This window comes from Candidatus Palauibacter sp., from assembly GCF_965237495.1.
Lineage (GTDB): Bacteria > Gemmatimonadota > Gemmatimonadetes > Palauibacterales > Palauibacteraceae > Palauibacter.
This window is the reverse complement of sequence record NZ_OZ250143.1, coordinates 1,681,657-1,706,633: the sequence shown is the minus strand read 5'-3', so window position 1 is coordinate 1,706,633 and position 24,977 is coordinate 1,681,657. Positions and strand designations below refer to the sequence as shown.

At 70.1% G+C, this 24,977-nt stretch carries 20 protein-coding genes; 19 read left to right on the top strand and 1 reads right to left on the bottom strand.

Translation table 11 applies throughout. The features are described 5' to 3' along the window. The first annotated feature begins 78 nt into the window (after positions 1–78). The 9 genes from ACPXY0_RS07475 (at position 79) to ACPXY0_RS07435 (ending at position 10,249) form a co-directional block, all read left to right on the top strand. Entirely contained in the window at positions 79–1,524 is a 1,446-nt protein-coding gene (locus ACPXY0_RS07475; RefSeq protein WP_423929895.1) for an Ig-like domain-containing protein, read from the top strand. Beyond that, positions 1,521–2,906 (top strand): L-seryl-tRNA(Sec) selenium transferase, encoded by a 1,386-nt coding sequence (gene selA / locus ACPXY0_RS07470; protein ID WP_423929893.1) that lies wholly within the window; start codon positions 1,521–1,523, stop codon positions 2,904–2,906. Before ACPXY0_RS07475 ends, selA begins: the two co-directional genes overlap by 4 nt. Further along, the gene (gene purN / locus ACPXY0_RS07465; protein ID WP_423929891.1) at positions 2,899–3,567 is read left to right on the top strand and encodes a phosphoribosylglycinamide formyltransferase; all 669 of its coding nucleotides are present in this window, start codon (positions 2,899–2,901) and stop codon (positions 3,565–3,567) included. Before selA ends, purN begins: the two co-directional genes overlap by 8 nt. Beyond that, entirely contained in the window at positions 3,568–5,163 is a 1,596-nt protein-coding gene (gene purH / locus ACPXY0_RS07460; protein WP_423929889.1) for a bifunctional phosphoribosylaminoimidazolecarboxamide formyltransferase/IMP cyclohydrolase, read from the top strand. Positions 5,164–5,311: 148 nt separating this feature from the next. Beyond that, positions 5,312–6,343, top strand: a complete 1,032-nt coding sequence (gene msrP / locus ACPXY0_RS07455; protein WP_423929887.1) for a protein-methionine-sulfoxide reductase catalytic subunit MsrP — start codon at positions 5,312–5,314, stop codon at positions 6,341–6,343. Between the two features lie 179 nt (positions 6,344–6,522). After that, the gene (gene coxB / locus ACPXY0_RS07450) at positions 6,523–7,527 is read left to right on the top strand and encodes a cytochrome c oxidase subunit II (RefSeq protein WP_423929885.1); all 1,005 of its coding nucleotides are present in this window, start codon (positions 6,523–6,525) and stop codon (positions 7,525–7,527) included. Positions 7,528–7,531: 4 nt separating this feature from the next. Continuing rightward, on the top strand, positions 7,532–9,376 hold the full coding sequence (gene ctaD / locus ACPXY0_RS07445) for a cytochrome c oxidase subunit I (protein WP_423929883.1): 1,845 nt from the start codon (positions 7,532–7,534) through the stop codon (positions 9,374–9,376). After that, the gene (locus ACPXY0_RS07440) at positions 9,376–9,945 is read left to right on the top strand and encodes a cytochrome c oxidase subunit 3 (protein WP_423929881.1); all 570 of its coding nucleotides are present in this window, start codon (positions 9,376–9,378) and stop codon (positions 9,943–9,945) included. The genes ctaD and ACPXY0_RS07440 overlap by 1 nt, the downstream gene beginning before the upstream one ends. 7 nt (positions 9,946–9,952) lie before the next feature. Further along, positions 9,953–10,249 (top strand): cytochrome C oxidase subunit IV family protein, encoded by a 297-nt coding sequence (locus ACPXY0_RS07435; RefSeq protein WP_423929879.1) that lies wholly within the window; start codon positions 9,953–9,955, stop codon positions 10,247–10,249. 28 nt (positions 10,250–10,277) lie between these two features. Here ACPXY0_RS07435 and ACPXY0_RS07430 read toward each other — a convergent pair whose 3' ends face one another. Further along, on the bottom strand, positions 10,278–11,048 hold the full coding sequence (locus ACPXY0_RS07430; protein WP_423929877.1) for a DUF4159 domain-containing protein: 771 nt from the start codon (positions 11,046–11,048) through the stop codon (positions 10,278–10,280). A 230-nt stretch (positions 11,049–11,278) separates the two neighbouring features. On the opposite strand from ACPXY0_RS07430, the gene ACPXY0_RS07425 reads away from it, so the two are divergent. The 10 genes from ACPXY0_RS07425 to ACPXY0_RS07380 all read left to right on the top strand — a co-directional run bounded on the left by ACPXY0_RS07425 (position 11,279) and on the right by ACPXY0_RS07380 (position 24,960). Beyond that, the gene (locus tag ACPXY0_RS07425) at positions 11,279–12,418 is read left to right on the top strand and encodes a thiamine pyrophosphate-dependent enzyme (protein WP_423929875.1); all 1,140 of its coding nucleotides are present in this window, start codon (positions 11,279–11,281) and stop codon (positions 12,416–12,418) included. Beyond that, positions 12,415–12,873, top strand: a complete 459-nt coding sequence (locus ACPXY0_RS07420) for a hypothetical protein (protein ID WP_423929873.1) — start codon at positions 12,415–12,417, stop codon at positions 12,871–12,873. Before ACPXY0_RS07425 ends, ACPXY0_RS07420 begins: the two co-directional genes overlap by 4 nt. Further along, entirely contained in the window at positions 12,861–13,799 is a 939-nt protein-coding gene (gene rnz, locus ACPXY0_RS07415) for a ribonuclease Z (RefSeq protein WP_423930604.1), read from the top strand. The genes ACPXY0_RS07420 and rnz overlap by 13 nt, the downstream gene beginning before the upstream one ends. Then, positions 13,796–15,787, top strand: a complete 1,992-nt coding sequence (gene aroA / locus ACPXY0_RS07410) for a 3-phosphoshikimate 1-carboxyvinyltransferase (protein ID WP_423929871.1) — start codon at positions 13,796–13,798, stop codon at positions 15,785–15,787. The genes rnz and aroA overlap by 4 nt, the downstream gene beginning before the upstream one ends. A gap of 244 nt (positions 15,788–16,031) precedes the next feature. Next, entirely contained in the window at positions 16,032–17,891 is a 1,860-nt protein-coding gene (locus ACPXY0_RS07405) for a 30S ribosomal protein S1 (protein ID WP_423929869.1), read from the top strand. Beyond that, positions 17,875–19,782, top strand: a complete 1,908-nt coding sequence (locus ACPXY0_RS07400; RefSeq protein ID WP_423929867.1) for an ABC transporter substrate-binding protein — start codon at positions 17,875–17,877, stop codon at positions 19,780–19,782. The genes ACPXY0_RS07405 and ACPXY0_RS07400 overlap by 17 nt, the downstream gene beginning before the upstream one ends. Positions 19,783–19,784: 2 nt before the next feature. Beyond that, on the top strand, positions 19,785–21,326 hold the full coding sequence (locus ACPXY0_RS07395) for an acyl-CoA carboxylase subunit beta (RefSeq protein WP_423930602.1): 1,542 nt from the start codon (positions 19,785–19,787) through the stop codon (positions 21,324–21,326). Between the two features lie 16 nt (positions 21,327–21,342). Continuing rightward, complete coding sequence (locus ACPXY0_RS07390) at positions 21,343–22,833, top strand: acetyl-CoA carboxylase biotin carboxylase subunit (protein ID WP_423929865.1); 1,491 nt, start codon at positions 21,343–21,345, stop codon at positions 22,831–22,833. 10 nt (positions 22,834–22,843) lie between these two features. Next, entirely contained in the window at positions 22,844–23,347 is a 504-nt protein-coding gene (locus ACPXY0_RS07385; RefSeq protein WP_423929863.1) for an acetyl-CoA carboxylase biotin carboxyl carrier protein subunit, read from the top strand. Then, positions 23,344–24,960 carry an acyl-CoA mutase large subunit family protein gene (locus tag ACPXY0_RS07380; protein ID WP_423929861.1) on the top strand — a complete coding sequence of 539 codons (1,617 nt, stop codon included), beginning with the start codon at positions 23,344–23,346 and terminating at the stop codon, positions 24,958–24,960. The genes ACPXY0_RS07385 and ACPXY0_RS07380 overlap by 4 nt, the downstream gene beginning before the upstream one ends. The last annotated feature ends 17 nt before the right edge of the window (positions 24,961–24,977 follow it).

Genomic DNA, 24,977 nt, shown 5'->3' with positions numbered 1-24,977 from the left:
TCCGTGGAGGGTCCGGGTGCGGGCCCGGCGGCGGGGAGGGCGCCTCGCGGGGTCCGGGGTCGGGTGGTGCGCGGCTGCGTGACTCTCGCGCTCGACGGCCGGGCTCCGGCCGGGATCCTGGCGGGACTGATCCTGCTCGGTTGCGCGCGGGAGATGCCCCCGCCCGGTACGCACCCCGATGAAGTGCCCCCCGTCATCCTGCGAATCCGCCCGGCGCCCGACTCGGTCGTGGTCGATTTCGATGGGCGACTGGAGCTCCGTTTCGATGAGCCCGTCCGAATCCCGAACGACATCGCGCGGCAGATGTTCGTCTCGCCGATGGAGGTCTACGAGGTGGAGACCGGTTTCTCCGACCTTCGCCTCAGGCCCGAGGACGGCTGGAGGGACAGCGTCAGCTACTGCTATTCGATCCCGGCCGATGGAATCGCGGATCTGCTGCGCAACCGGATGGAGGGCGTGGCCGAGTTCTGCTTCTCCACCGGATCCGCGATCCCGGAGGCGCGCGTCCGCGGTTCGATCATCGACGGGCTGACGGGGCAGCCTCAACAGGAGGGGCGCGTGATATTCTGGGCGGAGCCGGACTCGATCCCGTACGGGGCCGTCACCGACAGCGTGGGAGAGTTCGTCGCGAAGGGGTTGCCGCCGGGAGAGTACGAGGCGTTCGGGTTCATCGACCGGAACCGGAATCTCGTCCCGGATCGTGAAATCGAGAATCACGACAGCGCTCTGGTGACGGCGAGCCCGGATTCGGTGCGGGAACTCCACTTCGTCGTCCTGCCGCCGGACACCACGCCGCCGCTCCTCGCGCGCGCCGTGGTCGCCGGCAGCGAGATCGTTCAGCTCGAGTTCGACGATTACCTCCTCAACCCCCAGCCGGGGGAGCCCGTGATCGCGATCCGCGACTCGGCCGCGGGCGTGGATCTCGAAATCGTGGATGTCCTGGTCGGCTCGGCCGACGCGGTCGCCTTCCCTTCGGACAGCACCGCCCTGGACTTGGCCGCGGTCGAGGCGGATTCCGCGACGGTCCAGGACTCCGCGACGGTCCAGGACTCCGCGACGGTCCAGGACTCGGCTGCGGTGGTGGACTCGGCTGCGGTCCGAGACTCCACCGCGGTCGAGCCGCCCGCGGAGGATTCCGCGGCGGCCCTGGCCGACTCGACGGAAGAAGAGCCAATCCTCCCATCTCGCTTCATCACCGTGAGGTTGGCGGAGGCGCTCGATTCCGCCACATACCTGGTTTCGGTGTCGGGCGTGGTGAACGTGCGCCAGCTCGTGGGGGGCGGGGACACCTCCTTCGTGGCCGAGCCGCTCCCGCCGCCCGCCGACTCGACGGAGACGCCCGCCGACTCGACGGAGACGCAGGCGGAGCGCACGGCGGGAGACACGCTGGGGCTGCCGCCGGACACGCTGGGGGCGCCACCGGACACGCTGGGCGCTCCGCCGGACACCGCCAGAGGGAACCCGCCGGACGGGAACGTGCCGGAGGGGGCGCGTGACCGGCGGGTCGGGAGACGCCGCGCATGAGCGATCCGCGGCGCCGGCTCCCGTCCATGGACTCCCTCCTCAAGCGACCCGAGGTCGGGGCCTGGATCGACCGCTATGGCCGCGAGACCGCAAAGCACGCACTGCGAGAGGCGCTGGACGGGGCACGCTCGGCGTCCGGGGGGGGGCGGGACCGGCTGGCCGAGATCCTCGGTGCGGCGGAGGGTGATCTGGCGGCGCGAGCGCGACCCTCACTGCAATCGGCGCTGAACGGGACGGGCGTCGTCCTTCACACGAACCTCGGCCGCGCCCCGCTCGCCGAGGAGGCCCGCCGCGCGCAGGCCGAGGCCGCGGGCTACGGCAACGTCGAATTCGCGCTTGAGACGGGGCGGCGCGGCTCGCGCTACGACCACTGCGCCGACCTGCTGTGCGAACTGACGGGGGCGGGCGCGGCCATCGTCGCGAACAACAACGCGGCGGCCGTCTCGCTCGTCGTGAATGAGATCGCGCGGGATCGCGATGTGCTGGTGTCGCGGGGCGAACTCGTCGAGATCGGGGGGTCCTTCCGGATCCCCGATGTCGTGGCCCGAAGCGGCGGGCGGCTGCGGGAAGTCGGCACGACGAACCGAACGCGCGTGGCCGACTACGAGGCGGCGATCGGCGAAGACACCGGCCTCATCCTCCGGGTCCACCCCTCGAACTACCGGGTGGAGGGGTTTGCCGCCCGGCCTCCTCTCGAGACGCTCGCCGCCCTCGCGAGGGATCGCGGGATCCCGCTCGCGCACGACCTCGGGTCGGGGCTGCTCGACGCCGACCTGCTTCCCGGTTTCCCGCCCGGCCCAACCGTGCGGGGATCTCTCGCGGCCGGCGTCGATCTCGCGACGTGGAGCGGGGACAAACTGCTCGGCGGGCCGCAGGCCGGGATCATCGCGGGCGATCCGCTGCTGGTCTCGCGGCTTCGCGGAAACCCGCTGCTGAGGGCCTTTCGCGTGGACAAGACGACGCTGGCCGCGCTTGAGGCCACGCTCATGCTCTACCGCGATCCGGATCTCGCGGCCCGGCGCATCCCGGCCCTCCGGATGCTTCGGGAACCGGTCGAGGCGGTGGAGGCGCGGGCCGCGGCGGTCCGGTTCGAGGTGCCGGCCGGCAGCGGCGCCCGGGTGGACGTCGGCCGGACCGAGGCCATGGTCGGCGGCGGCGCCTTCCCCGGCTTCGCGATCCCGTCGGCGGGCTGGATCGTCACCGGAGTGGACGTCGACCGGCTCGCCGCGGCGTGTCGGGCGGGCGACCCCCCGCTCATCGGCCGCATCGAGCGCGCGGCCTTCATGGTCGACGTGCGCACCCTTCCGGGCGGAGACGCGGCCCGGGCCGCCGATGTCCTCCGGCGGGCGCTCGTGCGCACGGCGGGAGGAGACGGTGGCTGACGTCGTCCGCATCGCGGTCCTCGCGTCCGGGGGCGGGAGCAACTTCCAGGCGCTGGTCGACCGCTTCCAGCGGGCGGAGGCGCCCGACCGCGAGGTGGTCGGCGTCATCGCGAGTCGGGCGGGCGCGGGAGTGCTCGAGCGGGCGCGCCGCGCGGGGCTGGCGTTGGCCGTGGTGCCGGCGGCGCGGAGCGACGAAGCGGACGCGACGTTCCTGCTCCGGACGCTGGGCGGCTGGCGGAGCGACATCGTCGTCCTTGCCGGCTACATGAAGCTCGTCCCGGAGGGGGTCGTGCGGGCCCACTGGGGACGGATCCTCAACATCCATCCGGCGCTGCTGCCGTCCTTCGGGGGCAGGGGCATGTACGGCGCCCGCGTCCACCAGGCCGTCGTGGACGCCGGCGCCCGCGTCACCGGAGCGACGGTCCACTTCGTCGATGAGGCATACGACCGGGGTCCGATCCTCTGCCAGTGGCCCGTACCGGTGCTGGAGGGTGATACTCCGGCGTCCGTCGCGGCCCGGGTACTGAAGGTGGAGCACCGGCTGCTCCCGGCGGCGGTCGAGGCGCTGGCGTCGGGGACCGTCCGCCTGGCCGCGGATGGCCGGGTGCGCTGGTCTCGGGAATGGTTCGAGTCGGAGAGGTTCTTCAACCGGGAGGGCTGAGTGGGGAAGCCGATCGCGCTCGCGAGCGTTTCGGACAAGACGGGCATCGCCGAGTTCTGTGCCGGGCTGATCGCGCGCGGCTGGGGCATCGTGTCGACGGGCGGGACGATGAAGACCCTGCGCGAAGCGGGGCTCGAGGTCCGCGGCGTGAGTGAACTCACCGGCCACCCGGAAATGCTCGAGGGGCGCGTGAAGACGCTGCACCCGACGGTGCACGCCGGCATCCTCGCGCGCCGGCCCGTGGCCGCGGACGTGGCCCAGTTGACGGCCCACGGGATCGCGCCGATCGACCTCGTGGTCGTGAACCTGTACCCCTTCCGGGAGACGATCGCGCGCGAAGGCGTGCAACTCGGGGAGGCGCTGGAGCAGATCGACATTGGCGGCCCTACGCTCCTCCGGGCCGCGGCGAAGAACCACCCCTCGGTCTGGCCGGTGTGCGATCCGGCGGATTACGAGCGGGTGCTCGCCGCGCTCGATGCGGGGGATTCCGTCCGAGAGCCGGACGTGCGGCGCGAACTCGCCGCGGCGGTGTTCCGCCACACCGCGAGCTACGACGCGGCGATCACGGACTACCTGTCGCGTGCGGAGTCCGCCGACGGCTCGGCGTTCGCATTCCCGGATGAAGCCGTGGCGTCGCTCGTCCGCGTGCAGACGCTGCGCTACGGGGAGAACCCGGATCAGGGTGCGGCGTTCTTCCGGAACGAATCAGGCCCGCCGCGCGGGATCCCGGCGCTCCGCCAGCTCCACGGGAAGGCGCTTTCGTTCAACAACATCCTCGATGTCGACGGCGCCCTCACCGCGATCGCGCCCTTCGTCGCCCGCGAGCGCCCCGCGTGCGCGATCCTCAAGCACTCGACTCCGTGCGGGCTGGCCATCGGGACGACCTCCCTCGAAGCCTACGAGAAAGCGCTCGCGTGCGACCCCGTCTCGGCCTTCGGATCGGTCCTCGCGTTCACGGAGCCGGTTACCCGGACGCTTGCCGAAGCCCTGTCCCGGAACTTCGTGGAATGCGTCGTCGCGCCCGGATACTCGGATGGCGCGCTTGGCGTCCTGCGGGAGAAGCAGAGCCTCCGGATCCTCGAACCGGAGGGGGGAGCGGCCCTCGACGCGGCCGGCCACCTCCGGGACGGGGTCGAGATCCGCGGCGTGCGGGGGGGCGTTCTGGTCCAGACGGCCCCGCGCCCGGCTCGTGATGTGGACCGCGAGGCATGGGTGCCCACGGAGCGGGCGCCGACGGACGCGGAGTGGGACGACCTCGCGTTCGCCTGGTCCGCCATCCAGAGCGTGAAGTCGAACGCGATCCTCCTCGCCCGCGACGGGGCGTCGGTCGGAATCGGCGCGGGGCAGATGAGCCGGGTCGACTCGGTGGAACTCTCGATCCGGAAAGCCCGGGCGCAGGGGCTGGACGTGGCGGGCGCGGTACTGTCCTCGGACGCGTTTTTCCCCTTCCGCGACGGCGTCGATGCCGCGGCGGCGGCGGGGGTGACGGCGATCGTCCAGCCCGGAGGGTCGAGACGCGACGAGGAAGTCATCGCGGCGGCCGACGAGCACGACATGGCGATGGTGTTCACCGGGCGACGACTCTTCCGCCATTGACCGCCGGTCTCACGGACGAGACGCCCTCCGGCTGGGGGAAGGGGAACCACGCGGACGCCAAATCGGTTATAGTGGAATGATGGGCGGTTCGAAGGCCCGCCGCCCGGGCCGGGACCATCCGGGCACGGAACGGAAACGGAGAAGCTCCATGGCGAACATCCACATCCCCCCCGGCTGGCGGCTCAGGGAGCGTGACGTGACCCCCGAGTCGATCTACCTCGACCGCAGGCAGTTCGTCGCTCGCATGGGCGGCGGGGCGGTCCTCGCCGCCGCCTCCATGGCGTGCGGGACCGGCCGGGCGGCCGAAGCCCGGGAGCGCGGTCCGCTCGACAACATCCCGGACACGCCGACGGCCGACCTCTATCCGGAGGCGATGAAGGATCCGCGATTCACCCCTGGCGAGCGTCACGGGGAAGTGTCGCCCGAAGAGATCGTGGCTACGTACAACAACTTCTACGAGTTCGGCACGGACAAGGACGGGGTGTGGCGCAACGTCGCCCCCTTCGAGGCCCGCCCGTGGGAGATCGAGGTTTCGGGCCTGGTCGACAATCCCGGGGTCTACGATCTGGTCGAACTGGAACGCGCCTTCCCGCTTGAGGAGCGCATCTATCGTCACCGCTGCGTGGAACGGTGGTCCGTCGTCGTCCCGTGGATCGGTTTCCCCCTGGCGCGGCTCGTCGAACGGGCGCAGCCGAGGGGCAACGCACGGTACGTCGCGTTCGTCACCTTCGACCGGCCCGAGCAGGCGATCGGCCGGAAGTCCATGACCTGGTGGCCCTGGCCGTACCATGAGGCTCTCCGCATGGACGAGGCGATGAACGAACTCGCTTTCGTGGTGACGGGGATGTACGGCCACCCGCTCCAGAAGCAGAACGGGGCGCCGGTGCGGATTCACCTGCCCTGGAAGTACGGGTACAAGAGTCCGAAGAGCATCGTCCGGATCGATTTCACGGCCGAGCAGCCGCCCACGTTCTGGAATACTTCCACACCTGCCGAGTACGGCTTCTACTCGAACGTGGATCCCGGCGTGCCGCACCCGCGCTGGTCGCAGGCGCAGGAGGAGATCGTCGGCACCGGGACGCGGATCCCGACGCTGCCCTTCAACGGTTACGGCGAGTGGGTCGCCGACCTCTACGGCGGTCGGGTGACGCCGGTGGGAGATGTCCCGCACGCGCGCTGACCGCGGGGCGTTTCAGCGCCCGTTCCCTGCTGCGGGGCGGTCCCGCCGCCCCGCAGCAGGGGGCATCGCCGCGTCATGCTTGACCCGCCCCCGCCTCCCGGCTACCCTCCCGCGTGCGTTGCAGGATCGCAGCGCCCGATCCCGATCAAGACATTGCCCGAACGTATATAGATAGATCTTTGAGACGACCCGCGTTTGCAGCGGTCGTGCTTGTTCTCGGGATGCTGGCTGTGCAGGGGTGTGGGGGGGAATACCCGCAGTCCGCCCTGCATCCCAACTCGGACGCCGCCACACTCCTCGATCGCCTGTTCGACCAGATCTTCTGGTGGGCGGCGGGCGTCTTCGTCGTTGTGGAAGGCATCCTCGTCTACACGCTGGTCCGCTTCCGGCAACGGCCCGGCGGCCCGCGGCCGAAGGAGATGCACGGGAGCATCCTGCTGGAGGTGGCGTGGACGCTCGCGCCGGCGCTCATCCTCGTGGCCATCGCGATCCCCACCATGAGGACGATCTTCCTCGTCGACCGGTCCACCGACGACCCCGACGCGCTCGTCGTGGAGGCGATCGGGCGCCAGTGGTGGTGGGAATTCCGTTACCCGGAACTCGGAATCGTGACGGCCAATGAAGCGCACGTTCCGGTGGGGCGCACGGTCGATCTGCGGTTGAGGACGGCCGACGTGATGCACTCGTTCTGGGTGCCGCGGCTCGCCGGGAAGCGCGACCTCATGCCGGGGAGGGAGAACCAGCTCTGGTTCCGCCCGGACTCCGTGGGCGTGTTCCACGGACAGTGCGCCGAGTTCTGCGGAACCGCCCACGCGCTCATGGGGATGCGGGTGATCGTGGAGGAGCCCGAGGAGTTCGAGCGCTGGGCGCGGGCGAACGCCGCTGGCGCGGTTACGCCCGCCGACGCGGAGGCGCGGGCGGGGCAGGGGGTGTTCATGTCGAACGCCTGCGTGGGCTGTCACACCGTGCGGGGAACGTCCACGGCGCATCGGTTCGGTCCCGATCTCACCCACTTCGGGAGCCGGCTCACGATCGCCTCCGGCGTACTCGATAACACGCCGGCCAACCTGACGCGGTGGCTCGACTCGCCCCAGCACGTCAAGCCCGGAAACTTCATGCCCGAGGTGGTGTTGAACCCTGCCCAGATCCGGCAGCTCGTCGCCTACCTCGGCGCGCTCCGCTGACGGCATGACGACGACGAACGCGGGCGCGGGCGCTCGGATCCTCGGCTGGTTGAGCACGGTCGACCACAAGCGGATCGCCGTCATGTATTTCGTGACGGCCTTCCTGTTCCTCCTCGTCGCCGGCTTCGAGGGGCAGATGCTGCGGCTTCAGCTCGCGGCGCCCGGGCGCGATTTTCTGGATCCGGATCTGTACAACCAGCTGTTCACGATGCACGGCACGACGATGGTGTTCTTCGCCGGCATGGGGCTCGTGGCGGCGTTTCTGAACTTCGTCGTGCCGCTGCAGATCGGCGCGCGCGATGTCGCGTTCCCTCGGCTGAACGCCTTCTCCTTCTGGGTCTTCCTCTTCGGCGGCCTCTTCCTGTACGCCAGCGTGCCGCTGCGGTCGATGCCGGACGGCGGCTGGTTCGCCTACATGCCGCTGACCAACGCCGAGTACTCCCCGAGTCTCGGCATGGACTTCTATCTCCTCGCGCTTCTCATCTCGGGGGTGGGCTCGATCGCGGGCGGGGTGAACTTCCTGGTCACGATCCTCAACATGCGGGCGCCGGGGATGACGTTCATGCGCATGCCCCTCTTCTCCTGGATGGCGCTCATCGTGGCCGCGCTCATCCTGCTCGCCTTCCCGCCGTTCACGGTCGGACTGATCTTCATGCTCTTCGACCGCCGCTTCGGAACGCACTTCTTCGACGCCGCGGCCGGCGCGGACCCCGTCCTCTGGCAGCACCTGTTCTGGGTCTTCGGGCACCCCGAGGTCTACATCCTCGTCCTGCCCGCCTTCGGCGTCGTATCGGACGTGATCCCGACCTTCTCGAGGAAGAGCCTGTTCGGGTATCCGATGGTCGTCTTCTCGGGGATCCTCATCGCGTTCCTCGGTTTCGGGGTCTGGGTCCACCACATGTTCTCCGTCGGGCTGGGCCCCGTCGTGAACGCGGTGTTCGGCGGGACGACGATGCTCATCGCGATCCCGACCGGGATCAAGATCTTCAACTGGATCGCGACGATGTGGGGCGGCCAGTTACGCTTCCGGACGGCGATGCTGTTCGCGGTGGGTCTGGTGGGGACGTTCATCATCGGCGGGCTCAGCGGGGTCATGCACAGTTCGCCCCCCACGGACCTGCAGCAGACGGACACCTACTTCGTGGTCGCGCACTTCCACTACGTGCTGATCGGCGGGACGGTGTTCGGGTTCTTCTCCGGCCTCTACCACTGGTTCCCGAAGGCGACGGGGCGGATGCTGCACGAGGGGCTGGGGAAGGCCCATTTCTGGCTCACCTTCCTGGCGCTCAACGTGACCTTCTTCCCGATGCATTTCGCCGGGCTCCTGGGCATGCCGAGGCGCACCTACACCTACGCCGAAGGGCTGGGGCTGGACACGTTCAACCTGATTTCGACCATTGGCGCGTTCATCTTCACGCTCTCCTTCGTGCCCCTGGTGTGGAACCTGTGGCGCGCGTGGCGGCGCGGAGAGGCGGCGGGACACAACCCGTGGGATGCGTCGACGCTGGAGTGGACGACCCCTTCGCCGCCTCCGCACTACAACTTCGCGGTGCTCCCGAACGTCGACCGGCGCGATCCGCTGTGGCATCCGTACGTCGAACGGGATCTGCGACGCGGAGAGGAGGGGGAGGCCGGCGGCGTCGTGCCCCGCCGGCAGCCGGACGAACCGCCCGAGCCGGTGCACATGCCGGAGCCCTCGTACTGGCCGCTCGTCCTCGCGGTGGGGCTGCTCCTCATGGCGATCGGCGGGCTCGGTTCGCTCGGCCTCACCCTGTTCGGGCTCCTGGTGGCGCTGGGCGGGCTGTTCGGCTGGGCCTTCGAGCCTCCGTTCGGGGAGGGGGCGCACTGATGGAGGGGCCGACGGCGACGGGGATCCCGAATCGAAAGCTGGCCATGTGGACGTTCATCGCGTCCGAGTGCATGCTCTTCGGGACGCTGATCGCGACCTACATGATCTACCGGGGCCGCAACGTCGTGCCGCCCTACCCGGAGGACCTGCTCAACATCCCGTTCATCACGGTCACGACGTTCGTCCTCCTCATGAGCAGCCTCATGATGGTGCTCGCGCTGGCGGCCGTGCAGCGGAACGACCTGCGGGCGACGAAGCTGTGGCTCGGGCTCACGGTGCTCTTCGGGCTCATCTTTCTCGGGGGCCAGTACTACGAGTTCAATCACTTCGTGCACGAGGGGCTGCCGTTGTCACGGAACCTCTTCTCTTCGACCTTCTTCGTGCTCACCGGGACGCACGGCGCGCACGTGGCCGGCGGCGTGATCTGGCTGGGCACCCTCTGCCTGCGTACAGCGGCCGGGAAGCTGGACGCGCGCAACGCCGAGACGGTGGAGATCGCGGGACTCTACTGGCACTTCGTGGACGCGGTGTGGATCGTCCTCTTCACGCTCATCTACCTGCTGCTGTGAGGCACCCGTGAGCGACCCATCCGGCGCATCCCATCCGGGCACGCGACTCTACATCTCCGTCGCGGTGATCCTCGGCGCGTTGACGGCGCTCGAGGTGATGGTGTTCTACATCGAGGCGCTCGCGCCCGTGATCCTGCCGATCCTGCTCGCGATGATGGTGGCCAAGTTCGTGCTCGTCGCGATGTTCTTCATGCACCTGCGATCGGACGGGCCGCTTCTCACCGGCGTGTTCGCCTGGGGGCTGTTCATCGCCACGGCCATCGTGGTCGGGCTGCTGGCCATCTTCGGGAAGTTCGGGGGGTAGGCGCAGCCGCACGCCAGGTCGGCGCGGCTCAGCGGGAAGGGGTCGCGGAGAGCGCGTAGAGGAAGAGGTTCACGCCCATCCGGAGGGCCTGCTCGCGGATCTCCGGCGCGTCGCCGTGGACCCCCTCGTCCTCCCATCCGTCTCCCAGATCGGACTCGAAGCTGTAGAAGACGGCGAGTCGACCATCGATGAAGATTCCGAACCCCTGGGCGGGGTTGCCGTCGTGTTCGTGGATCTTCGGCAGACCTTCGGAAAAATCGTAGAAGAGCCGGTAGATCGCATGCTCCAGCGGCACTTCGGCGAGGGGGATGTCGGGGAAGAGGCGGGCGACCTCCCGGCGGAAGGACTCGTCGAGCCCGTAGTTGTCGTCCACGTGCAGGAAACCGCCCCCGTAGAGGTAGGCGCGCAGCCGTTCGATCTCGAGGGAGGTGAACGACATGTTCCCGTGCCCGGTCGCGTACAGATACGGGTGGTCCGCGAGATCGGGATCGGCGGCACCCACCTCGGAGGGTCGGTCGGCCACGTCGATCCCGGTCCGCAGTTCGATCTGCTCGAGCAGGTTGTCGAGGCTGGAGGGATTCGCGTACCAGTCGCCCCCGCCGTCGTAGCGCAGGCGCGCGATCGTCGGAAGCTCCTGGCGCGGCGCCGTCACGCCCTGGGCCTTGAGACCGGGGCACGACCCGATCGCCGCCAGGGTGGCGGCCGCCACGGCCGCGAGGCCGAGGACGGTCTGCGGAAGCCGGTCCCCACGAGGTTGGCGGGCGCGGCAGTGCGGACACGCCCTGGTGGCGTCCGGCACACGGTGTCTGCAGCGGCGGCACGGCTTCAAGCGGTCCCTCCCGTCTTATCCCCGATCTCCCGAACGTTATCGGTTCGCGCGCCCCGAGGCGAAGGCCGGGCCGTCCGTGGCGAGACCCCGCGTTGCGGCGTGAACGGGCCGGCGCTTGCATGACAGGGCGCGACGAGGGAGCATAGCGGGACCTGTGCGGGTCCTCTTCCGCTTCATCCCGCACGATGAGAACCTGAGCGATGCGTCGATACGCGGCCTACGATCCCCCCGAATACGTATCCTGGCGGCCGGACCGCGGGCTCCTCGAGGAGTACCGGGCGCGCGTGGAGGCGCATCCCGACCGCCAGCGCGAGATCGCCGGGCTGACCCCCGAGGCCCACCTGGCGCTGTACCGGGGTCTGCTCCGCTTCCGCCTCGGCGACATCGCGCTGGCGCGCTGGGTGAAACAGGGGGTGATCTCGAAGGCGTGGCTCGCCACGGGAGAGGAAGCCGTGACGGTGGGGGCCGTGCACGCGCTCGACCGGCGCGGGGCGGAGGGGGACATCGTCGGGCCCATGATCCGCAACCAGGGAGCCAACCACGAGATGGGCGTACCCCTCGTGGAACTCTTCCGGACCTACCTGGCGACGCCGGATTCCCCCACCGGCGGACGGGACCTTCACCTGGGGGATCTCCGGCACGGAGTCTGCCCGCCGATCAGCATGGTCGCGACGCTGTCGACGGTGATGAACGGTTTCGCCCTCGCCTTCCGGATCCGCGGCGAACGCCGCGTGGCGCTCACATGGGTGGGCGACGGGGCGACGAAGCACGGCGAGGCGCACGAGGCGTTCGCCTTCGCGGCCTCGCTCGCGCTGCCGATCGTGTTCATCATCCAGAACAACCAGGTGGCGCTGGGGACGCGGCTGGACCAGCACCACGTGCAACCGGATTTCTCGGATTTGGGGGCGGCGTACGGAATCCCTTCCCGGACCGCGGACGGCAATCACGTCCTCGATGTCTACGCGGCGACGCGGCTCGCGGCGGAAAGCTGCCGGGCGGGCGGAGGGCCGCAGTTGATCGAAGCGCGCACCTTCCGCATGGGAGGCCACGCGACGCACGACGTGCGCGAGGCCCGGGCCACCTTCGCGCCCCGGCTGTTCGAGTACTGGGGACGACGGGACCCGATCGGGATGTACGAGGAGTACCTGGCGGGCATGCACCTCGGGGCGCCGGGCGACGGGGGGCTCCGGACCCGGAACCTCGCCCGCCTCGAAACGGTGGAGCGGGAGGTCGAAATGGAGATCGAGGAGGCCGCGAAGGCGGCGCTGGCGAGCCGCGAGATACGGCCCTCGCCCGGAGGCACCGCGGGGTTCGGCGTGTACGGGCAGGCGCCGGCATGAGCGGCGGAGCGCGCCGGCCGCGGCGAAAGGGTCTCATCGACGGTACCCCGTGGACGCTCTTCGACGCCGGACGGACGGCTTCGGGCCTCGGCCTGGGCTACTTCGTCCGCGACGATCTGGGCGCGGGAGACCGACGAGCGGCGCTCGCGGAGGAGGTCGAGGTCGGGCGGCTGGACGACGAGGCCTTCCGCTGGCTGTGGGAAGCGGGCCGCGGTCTCACGACCACCGAGCGGCGGCTGGTCGACGACGGGGGCGCCGTGTGGCTGGCACAGGGCACGGGGCCCGTGTGGGCCGAGGGCGGGACCGCGGCGGGAGCCGTCGGCATCCGGCTGCGATGCGTCTCCGCGGAGCACCCGGTCGTCGAGTGGAACGGCGTGGCCCTCGCGGATACGCCGGATGCCGCCCTGGCCGCTTGCGTCGGCGGGTCCGAAGGAGTCGCGCCATCCTCCGACTGACGTTTCTCGGAACGGCTTCCTCCCGGCCGACGGTGTCGAGGAACGTCCCCGCGCTCGCGCTGAAGCGGGCGGGACGCAGGTTCCTTCTCGATTGCGGCGAGGGGACGCAGCGCCAGATGATGCGCTACGGGGTCGGTTTCTCCGTGGGGGACATCCTCATTACGCACCTGCACTCGGATCACTATCTGGGACTGGCGGGCCTGCTCCGGACCATGAGCCTTCAGGGGCGCGAGGAGCCGCTCCGGATCTGGGCGCCGCGGGGTGCCGGGGGTGCGCTGCGGACGCTGCGGGACCTCGGGGGCGACCGGCTGGCGTTCGAAGCCCCGGTCCGCGAGATCCGCGCGGGTCAGGCGGTCGAGGGGGACGGATACCGTCTGGAAGCCTTCGCAACCGACCATACGCGCGCCTCCCTCGGCTACGCGCTCCTCGAAGACCCGCGTCCGGGAAGGTTCGATGTCGGGGCCGCGCGCGCGCTGGGCGTGCCGGAGGGCCCGCTCTTCGGCCGGCTCCATGGCGGCGAGAGCGTGGAGCTCGAGGACGGAAGACGGGTTGACCCGACGGATCTCGTGGGGCCTCCGAGGCCGGGACGGAAACTGGTCTATACCGGAGACACCCGGCCCTCACCGCAAACGGTCGAGATCGCCGGGGGAGCGGACCTCCTGGTCCACGAGGCCACGTTCTCGGCGGAAGAAGCCCGCCGCGCCCGGGAGACGGGCCATTCCACGGCGGGGGCGGCGGCCCGCATCGCGGCGGAGGCGGGGGTCAAGCGGCTCGTCCTCACCCATATCAGTGCGCGGTACGCGGAGCGGCCGGCCCGACTTCTCGAAGAGGCGCGGGCCATCTTCCCTCGCACCGAGCTGGCGCGGGACGGCTGGTCCGTCGAGGTGCCCTTCGATGACGCGGATTCGGGAGGTGCGACGCCTTGATCCGCGTACGCGTGCCGGGCGACAAGTCGATTTCGCACCGGGCCGCGCTCCTCGCCCCGCTCGCCGCCTCGGACTCGGTGGTCCGAGGACTTTCCACCGGAGCCGACGTGCGCTCGAGTGTGCGCGCCATGCAGCGGCTCGGAGCCGCCATCGAGTGCGAGGAGGACGAGGGCGGTCTCACGATCCGTTGCCCCGGCGGCGGCCTCGCCGGGGGGGCTCCGCCGCGGCTCGACTGCGGGAACAGTGGTACGACCGCGCGGTTGCTCACGGGAATCCTGTCCGGCGCCGGCGTCGCCGCCGTCCTCGACGGGGACCCGTCGCTGCGGAGCCGGCCCATGCGGCGCATCGTCTATCCTCTCCAGGCCATGGGCGCCCGGATCGAATACGAAGGCGAGCCGGGGCGACTCCCGATCCGGGTTCGGGCGCGGGCCACGGGCCAGCTGAGACCGCTTCGCCACCGGGCCAGGGTCGCGAGCGCGCAGGTCAAGTCCGCCGTGCTGCTCGCGGGCGTCCTGGCCCGGGTTCGTGTCTCCGTGAGCGAGCCCGCGCTTTCCCGCGACCATACCGAACGCATGCTCGCCGCGATGGGGGCGCCGGTCGTGTTCGACCCCTCCCGGGCCGGGGCGGGCGAGGCGGCCTTCGACCCGACCGGGTGGGATGGGGGGCTGGATGGCCTGCACATGACGGTCCCCGGCGATCCCTCCTCCGCCGCCTTCCTCATCGGCGCGGCGCTGCTCAGCGGACGGGCCGTCCGGGTCGAGGACGTGGCGGCCAACCGGGGGCGCACCGGCTTCCTCGCCGTCCTCGAAGCGATGGGGGCGGCCGTCCGCCGCGACCCCTTGCCCGATCAGGCCGGTGAACCCCGGGAGACGTGGACCGTCCGGCCTCCCGATGGGCTGCGCGCGTTTTCGATCGGAGGTGCGGCGGTCCCGGGACTCATCGACGAGATCCCGCTGCTGGCCGTCCTCGCCGCCCGGGCGCGCGGCCGGTCCGAGATCCGCGACGCGGCGGAGTTGCGCGTGAAGGAGAGCGATCGGCTGACCGGGCTGGCGCGGGCCCTCGAATCGCTCGGCGTGCGGGTCGAAGAACGCACCGATGGTCTGACGATCGAGGGCCGCACGGGACGGCTCCGGGGTGCCGTCGAGAGCCGGGGAGATCACCGGATCGCGATGGCGTTCGGGGTGCTCGAGGCGGCCGGGGACGCCGACCTGGCGATCGACGATCGCGCCTGCGCCGGCGTGTCGTTTCCCGGCTTCCGGGAAGCCCTGGCACCCTTCACGGAGGGCACGGCCGCCCGCCCGGCCGCGCGGGCGGGCGGGCGGGTGATCGCGGTGGACGGCCCGGCGGCCTCCGGCAAGAGCACCACGGCCCGCCGCGTCGCAGACCGGCTCGGGTTCGTACACGTGAACTCCGGGTTGCTCTACCGGGCGATCACCTGGTGGGCCATCCGGGAGGGGATCGACGACGACGCGAAGGCGGTCGAGGACTCCGTGCACGCGCTGGCGCTCGAGTTCGTCCCCGCGCCCGACGGGCTCGCCGTCGGCGTCGGGGAGGTCATCGCCGACCGGGCGCTCCACTCGCCCGAGGTGACCGCGCGGGTGTCCGCCCTCTCTGCGCTTCCCGCGGTGCGCGCGGTCGTGCTGGACCGCCTGCGCCGGGCCGGCCGAAGGCACGAGATCGTATGCGACGGCAGAGACATCGGGACGACCGTGTTTCCGGACGCCGGCCTCAAGGTCTTTCTCGTGGCGGAGTCCCGCGAGAGGGCCCGCCGACGCCTGCTGGAGCGGGGTGCGTCCCTCACCGAAGAGAACATCGAGCGAGAGGCCGCAGCCCTTGAGGCGCGCGACCGGCTGGACAGCTCCCGCTCGCTGTCGCCGCTGAAACGCGCGGAGGAGGCGGTCGTGATCGACACGACGGGGAGGGATCCGGGCGAGGTCGTGGATTCCATCGTACGACTTGCCGTCGAACGCCGTCTCGCCCGACCCTGACCATACGTCGCCGGAACGGCCTTTTGTTATGTTGACGGAACCCCGCGTCCGCTCTAGCTTCGCGCACTGTCCACGGATTGTGGCGGGGGAACGTGGTGCCCCGCGACGATCCTGTAGAAACCCGAGATAAAGGGATCGGCCGGCGGCTGGGCGGAGGGGTGCGATGCTCGGTCAGGGTCGATCTTTTTTTGCCACAGAGGCCCGGTGGGACCGGAATCCGGCCCGCCCGGGACGATGACTTTCGATGCCCGACGACACGACCCCGCAGAACGACATCCCCGAGAGCACGGTCGACGCCGACGAGAACGGCGATCCCTCCCGGGAGGATGAACCGGTACTCGTCCCAGTGCCGGAAGCTTTCGAGCCCAGCCCCATCGATCTCGATCTCGATGCCGACCCGCGCGACGATTCCCAGCACGATGAGGCGGAGTACCGGGAACTCCTCGCGCTCTACGAAGACACCCTCAGCCAGATCGCGGAGGGAGAGATCGTCTCCGCCCAGGTCATCGGCCGGACGGAGACCGACATCATCCTCGATGTCGGGTTCAAGTCCGAGGGGGCCGTGCCGCTGGACGAGTTCCAGGACCCGGACTCGGTGCAGCCGGGCGATTCGGTGGATGTCTTCCTGGAGAGCCTCGAAGACGACGAGGGCGTCGTCGTGCTGTCCAAGAAGAAGGCGGATTTCCTTCGCGTCTGGGAGAAGATCAAGGACGCCTTCGACAACGATCGTCCGGTCAATGGGCGCATCAAGCGCAAGATCAAGGGTGGCGTGACCGTCGACCTCATGGGCGTGGACGCGTTCCTGCCCGGATCCCAGATCGCGCTCCGTCGGGTACCGAACGTCGACGACCTCATCGGCGACGAATACGAGTTCAAGATCCTCAAGCTCAACAAGCGCCGCCGGAACATCGTGGTCAGCCGGCGAGTGCTCCTCGAGGAAGAGCGGGCCGGAAAGCGCGATCAGTTGAAGGAGGAACTCTCGGTCGGCGACGTCCGGGCCGGGGTGGTCAAGAACATCACGGACTTCGGCGCCTTCATCGATCTCGGCGGGATGGACGGGCTCCTCCATATCACCGACATGTCGTGGGGCCGGATCGGACATCCGTCGGAAGTCTGCGACATCGGACAGACGGTCGAGATCAAGATCCTCGACATCGACTGGGACCGCGAACGAATCTCGCTCGGTCTCAAGCAGCTTCAGGAATACCCCTGGAAGAACGTGGCCGACAAATACCCGGTCGGGACGCGCGTGCTCGGGCGGGTGGTGTCGATCACCAACTACGGCGCCTTCATCGAACTCGAGCGCGGGATCGAGGGGCTCGTGCACATCTCGGAGATGTCCTGGACGCGCAACGTCCGCCATCCCTCGCAACTCGTGGGCATCAACGACAAGGTTGAATGCGTGGTGCTGCGGGTCGACGAGGACGCGCAGAAGATCTCGCTCGGCATGAAGCAGGTCGAGGAGGACCCGTGGCTCGCGCTTCCGGCGCGGTATCCCCCGGGGACGAAGATTCGGGGTCTGGTCCGGAACCTCACGTCGTTCGGCGCCTTCGTCGAGGTGGAAGCCGGGATCGACGGCCTCGTGCACATCTCGGACATGAGCTGGACACGCCGCGTACAACACCCGGCCGAGGTATTCCGGAAGAGCGACGAGGTCGAGGTCGTGGTCCTCTCGATCGATCCCGACCAGAAACGGATCTCCCTCGGACTCAAGCAGGTGCAGGAGGATCCCTGGTATCAGCTCGCCCAGTCCTACCAGCCGGGGCGAGAGGTCCCGGGCTCGATCAGCCGGCTGCTCGAGAAGGGCGTCGTGGTCGACCTCGGAAGCGATATCGAGGGGTTTGTGCCGATTTCGCAGCTTGGCGTCGAAGAGCAGTTGGCCGAACCGGCCGAACACTTCGAGGAGGGGCAGAAGCTCGACCTGCGGGTTCTCGAGACGGACCCCATCAACCGTCGGATCGTCCTCGCCGTCGTGGACGCCCCGGATGTTCCCTACGATGCCGCAGAGGTGGAGTACGAGAACATGGCGGGGGCGCAGGCCGGCTCGTCGAATCGGGCCGCGGGCGGGAAGGCGTCCGGTGCCGATGATGAGGCGGAGGCCTAGCCGCTTCGACGCGAGGCGGTTCGCAGCGAGGAGGCGCGCCACCCTCGGCTGCCTGGCCACGCTGTTCGTCGCGGCGGGCTGTCTGTTCCGCAGCGACGGTCCCATCACCGACGACGCGGGGGTGAGCGCGATCGACCTCGAGGTGGCGGCGGCCGCGCTGCGGCTGTCCGAAGCGGACTATGAGCGGGGGGACTTCGCATCGGCCGGGGCCCGCGCCGACTCGCTGAACGCCGCCTGGGAGAGCCGCGAGACGTTGCGCGCGCTGGCCGACCGTGCCCTCGTCCTGGCCGGTCGGGCGCTGGAGGCGCAACGACTCCCCGGCGCCGCGGCGGACCGCTACGGGCGGCTTCTCGACAGGGTCCCCGAGGGTCCCCTCCTTGAGGAGACGGTGGAACGGCTCGTCCGTACTCTGTCCGAGACGGGCAGGGAGGGGGAGGCCGTCGCTGCCGTGCTCGCCCACCCCGGAACGCTGCAGGCGGTCGGCCCGGATGCGTTCCGCCAGTTGGCTTCGGCCCTCGACGTCGCGCAACTCCGCGCCCTCGCGAGCGAGAACCCGCCGACGACCGCAGCGGCCGCCGTCGTCCACGTCCAGCTCGCGCGGCTGCTCATCGTCGCGGGGGAGGGGGAGGAGGCGCGACGGCTTGCCGCCGGCGTCCTCCATGGGAGTCCCGCCGAGGCCGAACGGTCCGCGGCGGAGCTGGTCGCGGCGGCCGAGACGGATCTGGGCAGCGCCCCGGCCCGGATCGGAGCGATCCTGCCCCTCACCGGTGATCTCGCCGGCGTGGGGGAGCTGCTGCGCGAAGGGATCGAGGTCGCCGTCGACCGCTACCGGCGCGCGCGTCCGACGGGATTCGACGTGGAGCTGGTATTGCTCGACGACGCTTCGGACCCGGACAACGCGGCCGGACTCGTCCGTTCGCTGGAGAGCCGGGACGTGATCGCGATCATCGGCCCCCTCCGCTCGGAGTCGTTCGCGACCGCTTCCCGGGCCCGGCGCAACCCGCGGCTCCCCATCATCAGCCCCACCGCGACCGAGGTGCTGTGGCCGAGTCCGGGCGCCTACACCCTCTCCGATGCCGCAACCCTCGAGGCGGACGTGGCGGAGGAACTCGCCCGCTGGATCCTCGAGGAGTTGGGGCTCCGACGCGTCGCGGTCCTGGAGCCGGTCGGCGTGGGGCTTGCGGGGGCCGTGGGGACGTTCACCCGCGCGATTCTGGAGGGAGGCGGGGAACTGCTGGCGCGCCAGCGATACGATCCCTCGCTCACGACCTTCCGGGAGCCCATCGAGGCCCTCGCGGCTTTGGAGCCCGATGTGGTCTTCGCACCATCGGCGTCGGCGTCCGGCGTACTGTCCGTCGCGCCTCAGCTCTTCTACTACGGACTCTACAACGCGATCATCGTGGGAAGCGCCGCCTGGGCCGAACCCGCCGCCCTGCGCCGCCTCGAGGAGTTCGCGACGGATCACCGGGTCGTGGGGCTCACGACGGATCGAGTGAGCGCCGGAACCGCGTGGCAGCAATTTGTCGCAGATTATGAGATGAAATATCGCAAATCATTGCGCGATAATATGATGCCGGCTTTGGCCCACGATGCTGCAACGCTCGCGCTGGCGGCCCTCGAGGGAGGACGACTTCCGATTCCGGCCGCGCTCGCCGCATACCTCGAGACGGAACCGGAGGTCGAGGGCGTGACGGGGCGCCTGCGGCCCGACGCCGGGCGCTCCTCGGTGCGGCGCGCCACGGAGGTGCGCATGCTCGTCGGCGGCGTCCCCGTCGAAGCGGATCGGGGCGCGCTCCTCAGCTGGCTGGCCGGGGTGCGGGGAGCCCCGTCGCCCTTCGCTCCGCGAGATACGGTCGCGACGGACACGACGTTCAGGATGCCGTCCCCGTGAGCATGCGCGACAAGCTCGCCGAGCTCGAGGCCAGATCCGCCGAGGCGCTGCGCGGAGACCCGGAACGCCTCGCGCGGCAACATGCACGCGGGAAGCTGAGCGCCCGTGAACGCCTCGACGTCCTCCTCGACGAGGGGAGTTTCGTCGAACTCGACCGTTTCGTGGAACATCGCTGTACCGATTTCGGACTCGCGGACCGGCGGATCCCGGGGGACGGGGTCATCACGGGATACGGCCGCATCGACGGCCGCACCGTGTATGTGTTCAGCCAGGATTTCACGGTGTTCGGCGGGTCGCTCTCCGAGGCGCACGCCGGGAAGATCGTCAAGATCCTGGACCTCGCGACCAGGAACGGAGCCCCGATCATCGGGATCAACGATTCGGGGGGCGCTCGTATTCAGGAGGGGGTCGCCTCTCTTGGAGGCTACGCGGACATCTTCCTGCGCAACACGCTCGCGTCGGGCGTCATCCCCCAACTGAGCGCGATCCTCGGCCCGTGCTCGGGCGGAGCCGTCTACTCCCCCGCCATCACCGACTTCGTCTTCGTCGTCGATGGCCTGAGCTACATGTTCGTGACGGGCCCGGGGGTCGTGAAGACCGTGACGCACGAGGACGTGACCTTCGACGAACTTGGCGGCGCGTCGGTGCACGCGGGACGCTCCGGCGTCGCGCACTTCCGCTCCGCGACGGAGATCGAGGCGCTGGGAATGATCCGGCGGCTCCTCGGATATCTGCCCTCGCACAACCAGGAGAATCCGCCCTGGCGCGAGACCTCCGACCCGGTGGACCGGGCCGACGAGGCCCTGCTCGACATCGTCCCGGACGATCCGAAGCTCCCGTACGACATGCTCGACATCATCGGCCGGATCGTCGATGAAGGGACGTTTCTCCAGGTCCACGCCGATTTCGCCCGCAATATCCTCACCGGGTTCGCCCGGCTCGGGGGACACGCCGTGGGGGTGATCGCGAACCAGCCGGCCGTGCTCGCCGGGGTTCTGGACAGCGATGCGAGCATCAAGGCCGCGCGTTTCGTCCGTTTCTGCGATGCGTTCAACGTCCCGCTCGTGACGTTCGAGGACGTGCCCGGCTTCCTCCCGGGCGTGAGAGAAGAGCATCGCGGAATCATCCGCAACGGCGCGAAACTGCTCTTCGCCTACTGCGAGGCGACGGTGCCGAAATTGACAGTGATCACCCGGAAGGCGTACGGCGGCGCGTACGACGTCATGTCGTCGAAACACATCCGGGGTGACCTCAACCTCGCCTGGCCGAGCGCCGAGATCGCGGTGATGGGAGCGAAGGGGGCGGTGGAGGTCCTCTTCCGGCGGGAGATCGCGGCCGCCGGGGATCCGGCCGCGCGGACGGCCGAACTCGAGGCCGGGTTCCGCGCCAAGTTCGCCCATCCCTACCTCGCCGCGATGCGCGGCTTCATCGACGACGTCATCGATCCCCGTCACACGCGCCGCCGTCTCGTGTCGGGGCTCGAGACGATGGCCGAGAAGCGGGACAGCAACCCGCCGAAGAAGCACGCCAACATCCCGTTGTGATCGTCCCCGAGGCCGCATGTTCGATCGTGTCCTGATCGCGAATCGCGGTGAGATCGCCGTTCGCATCATCCGCGCCTGCCGCGAAGCGGGGCTCGGGTCGGTCGCGGTCTATTCGGACGTGGATCGACGGGCCCCCCACGTGCTGCTGGCGGACGAGGCGGTTCGGATCGGACCGGCCGCGTCCGCGGAGAGCTACCTGGCGGTCGAGAAGCTCATCGCCGCCGCGACCCGGACAGGCGCCGGGGCCGTCCACCCGGGGTATGGATTCCTGGCCGAGAACGCGGGTTTCGCGCGCGCCGTGGAGGCGGCCGGGCTCGTCTACATCGGCCCGCCGGCCGGGGCGATCGAGATCATGGGCGACAAGACCCGGGCCCGGGCGTGCATGTTCGGGGCCGGCGTGCCGGTCATTCCGGGCACCGACTCCCTCCGTTCGGCGCGAGAGGCCGTGACCCGCGCGCGGGAGATCGGCTTCCCCGTGATGCTCAAGGCGGCGGCGGGCGGGGGTGGGAAGGGGATGCACGTGGTGGAGGCCGCCGAGGAGTTGGAGGCGTTGTTCGAGCGCGCGGGGCGTGAAGCCCGGAAGGCCTTCGGCGACGGCCGGGTGTTCGTCGAGCGCTTCCTGCCCCGCCCCCGCCACGTCGAAATCCAGATCCTCGCGGACGGCGAGCGGACCGTGCACCTCGGCGAACGCGAATGCTCGATCCAGCGCCGACACCAGAAGCTCATCGAGGAGGCGCCGTGTACGGCGATCGATGACGCGCTGCGCCGCCGGATGGGCGAAGTGGCCGTCCGCGCCGCGGAGGCGGTCGGCTATCGCGGCGCCGGGACGATCGAGTTCCTCGTCGAAGGGGAGGAGTTCTTCTTCCTGGAGATGAACACGCGGATTCAGGTGGAGCATCCCGTCACCGAGTTCGTGACGGGCGTCGACCTGGTCCGCGAGCAGTTGCGGATCGCGGCCGGTCTTCCACTGCTCGGGGGCGGCGAGCCTCCCGTGGCCCGCGGCCACGCGATCGAGTGCCGGATCAACGCCGAGGACCCGGCGGGGGGCTTCCTCCCCTCCACGGGGCGGGTCGACCGTCTGGAGATCCCCGCGGGCCCCGGCGTCCGCTGGGACGGCGGGATCCGGCGCGGCTCGGAGATCGGGCTCCACTACGACTCGCTGCTGGGCAAGCTGGTCGTGCACGCGGCGGACCGGGCGGCCGCGCTCGGGCGCCTGCGGGCGGCGCTCGAGGGCCTCGCCATCGGCGGGGTCGAGACCACGGTCCCCTGGCACCTCGCGGCCATGGACGAGCCGGACTATCAGGCGAACGACATCTCGATCCGGTACGTGGAGGAGCACCCGGACCTGGAGGCAGCCGCCGATCCGGAGTTGCGCGACGCGGCGATCGCCGCCGCCGTGCTCCTGGCCGACGACGCGCGGAAGGAGGTCGTCTCGGAGACCCGTGGCGAATCGCGGGACGGAAGACGCGGCCTTTCCGGCTGGGTGCGGGCGGGGCGCGGGTGGTGAGTCGGTCGCCGTGAAGTACCACGTCGAGGTGGGCGGCGAGAACTTCGAGGTCGAGCGCCTGGCCTCCGGCGTGCGGATGGGCGCGTGGGAGCCGGAAGCCGAGCTGACCCGCCTCGGCGCGGGCGAGCTGCAGCTGGTGCTGGACGGCGCGAACCACCGGGTGTTCGCACGCCTGACGGGAGAGGGGTGGCGGCTGACCATACGCGGCCGGACGTTCGATGTCGCGGTCGAGGACGAGCGCACCCGGGCGATCCGCAAGCTGACCGGCCGGTCCGGCGGCGAGGGCGGGCCGCGTGAGATGCGCGCGCCGATGGCGGGACTGGTCGTCCGTGTGCTCGTTGAGCCCGGAGAGCACGTCGAGCCGGGGGACCCGCTGGTCGTGATCGAGGCCATGAAGATGGAGAACGAACTGCGTGCGGAGGATCCGGGCACCGTGGGCGATATCGCCGTGCGCCCCGGAGACATCGTGGACCGCGATCAGCGCCTCGTTACGCTCGCGACGGAGAGCGCATGAGCGAGCGAGATCGCTGGCAGCGCGAGATCCTCGGGCCATACGTGTCGAAGCGCCCGGAGCGGCGATCGTCGTTCACGACCTCGAGCGGCATCGAGGTCGAGCCCGTCTACGACGGGGAAGGGGGGATGTCCGACCGGTCCTGCCCCGGCGAGTTTCCCTACACGCGCGGCGTCTACCCGACGATGTACCGGGGTCGGCTGTGGACCATGCGCCAATACGCCGGGTTCGGAACGGCCGGCGAGACGAACCGCCGCTTCCGCTATCTGCTCGACTCCGGCCAGACCGGGCTCTCGGTCGCCTTCGACCTGCCGACGCAAATGGGATACGACTCCGACGACCCGAAGGTGCGGGGCGAAGTCGGGCGCGTCGGCGTGGCGATCGATTCGATCGAGGACATGCACCGGCTGTTCGAGGAAATCCCGCTCGCCGCGGTGTCGACCTCGATGACGATCAACGCCACGGCGCCGCTTCTCCTGGCGATGTATGCCGGCGTGGCGGAGGAACGCGGCATCGCGCGCGCCGACCTGCGGGGAACCGTCCAGAATGACGTCCTGAAGGAGTTCATCGCCCGCGGAACCTACATTTATCCAGTGGAGCCGAGCCTCCGGTTCGTGACGGACGTGTTCGACTTCTGCGCGGCGGAGATGCCTCGCTGGCGCTCCGTGTCGATCAGCGGATATCACATCCGGGAGGCCGGAGCCACCGCGGCCCAGGAACTCGCGTTCACGCTCGCGAACGGGATCGAGTATGTGAGGCGCGCGGTCGAGAGCGGCCTCGCCGTGGACGATTTTGCCCCCGGGCTCAGCTTCTTCTTCTCGGCGGACCGGCTCTTCTTCGAGGAGGCCGCGAAGTTCCGGGCCGCGCGGCGCATGTGGGCACGATTGATGCGGGACCGCTTCGGTGCGGCGGACGAGAGCTGTCGGCTGCGCTTCCACGCGCAGACCTCGGGGTCTTCCCTGACCGCGCAGCAGCCCCTCAACAACGTCGTCCGGGTCGCGCTCCAGGCGCTCTCCGCCGTGCTCGGCGGCGCGCAGTCGTTGCACGCGAACAGCTACGACGAGGCGCTCTCCCTGCCGGGCGCGGAGGCGGCGCGTCTCGCGCTCCGCACGCAGCAGGTCCTGGCCGCGGAGACCGGCGTCGGCGATACCGTCGACCCGTTGGGAGGCTCGTATTTCGTCGAGTCGCTCACCGACGCGCTCGAGGCGCGGGCCCGGAAGTACATCGCGCGGATCGACGAACTGGGCGGTGCCGTCCGGGCGATCGACTACATGCAGGACGAGATCCACCGGGCCGCCTACCGGCATCAGCGGGCGATCGAGCGCGGGGACCTCGAGGTCGTGGGCGTGAACGTCCACGACGATCCCGCGCCCGTTGAGACCCCGACGACGCCCGACTACGCCCGCCTCGCGGAGGAACAGCGTCTGAGGCTGGCCGGGCTCAAGGCCGGCCGCAACGCCCCGGATGTCGAGGCGTCGCTGGACCGGATCCGGCGAACCGCGGCCGGGGATGCTAACCTGCTCCCCGTTCTGATCGACGCCGTCCGGCGCCGGGTCACTCTGGGCGAGATCAGCCACGCTCTCCGCGAAGTGTGGGGAGAGTACCGGCCGGGCTGACGGGCGGACGCGCCGCC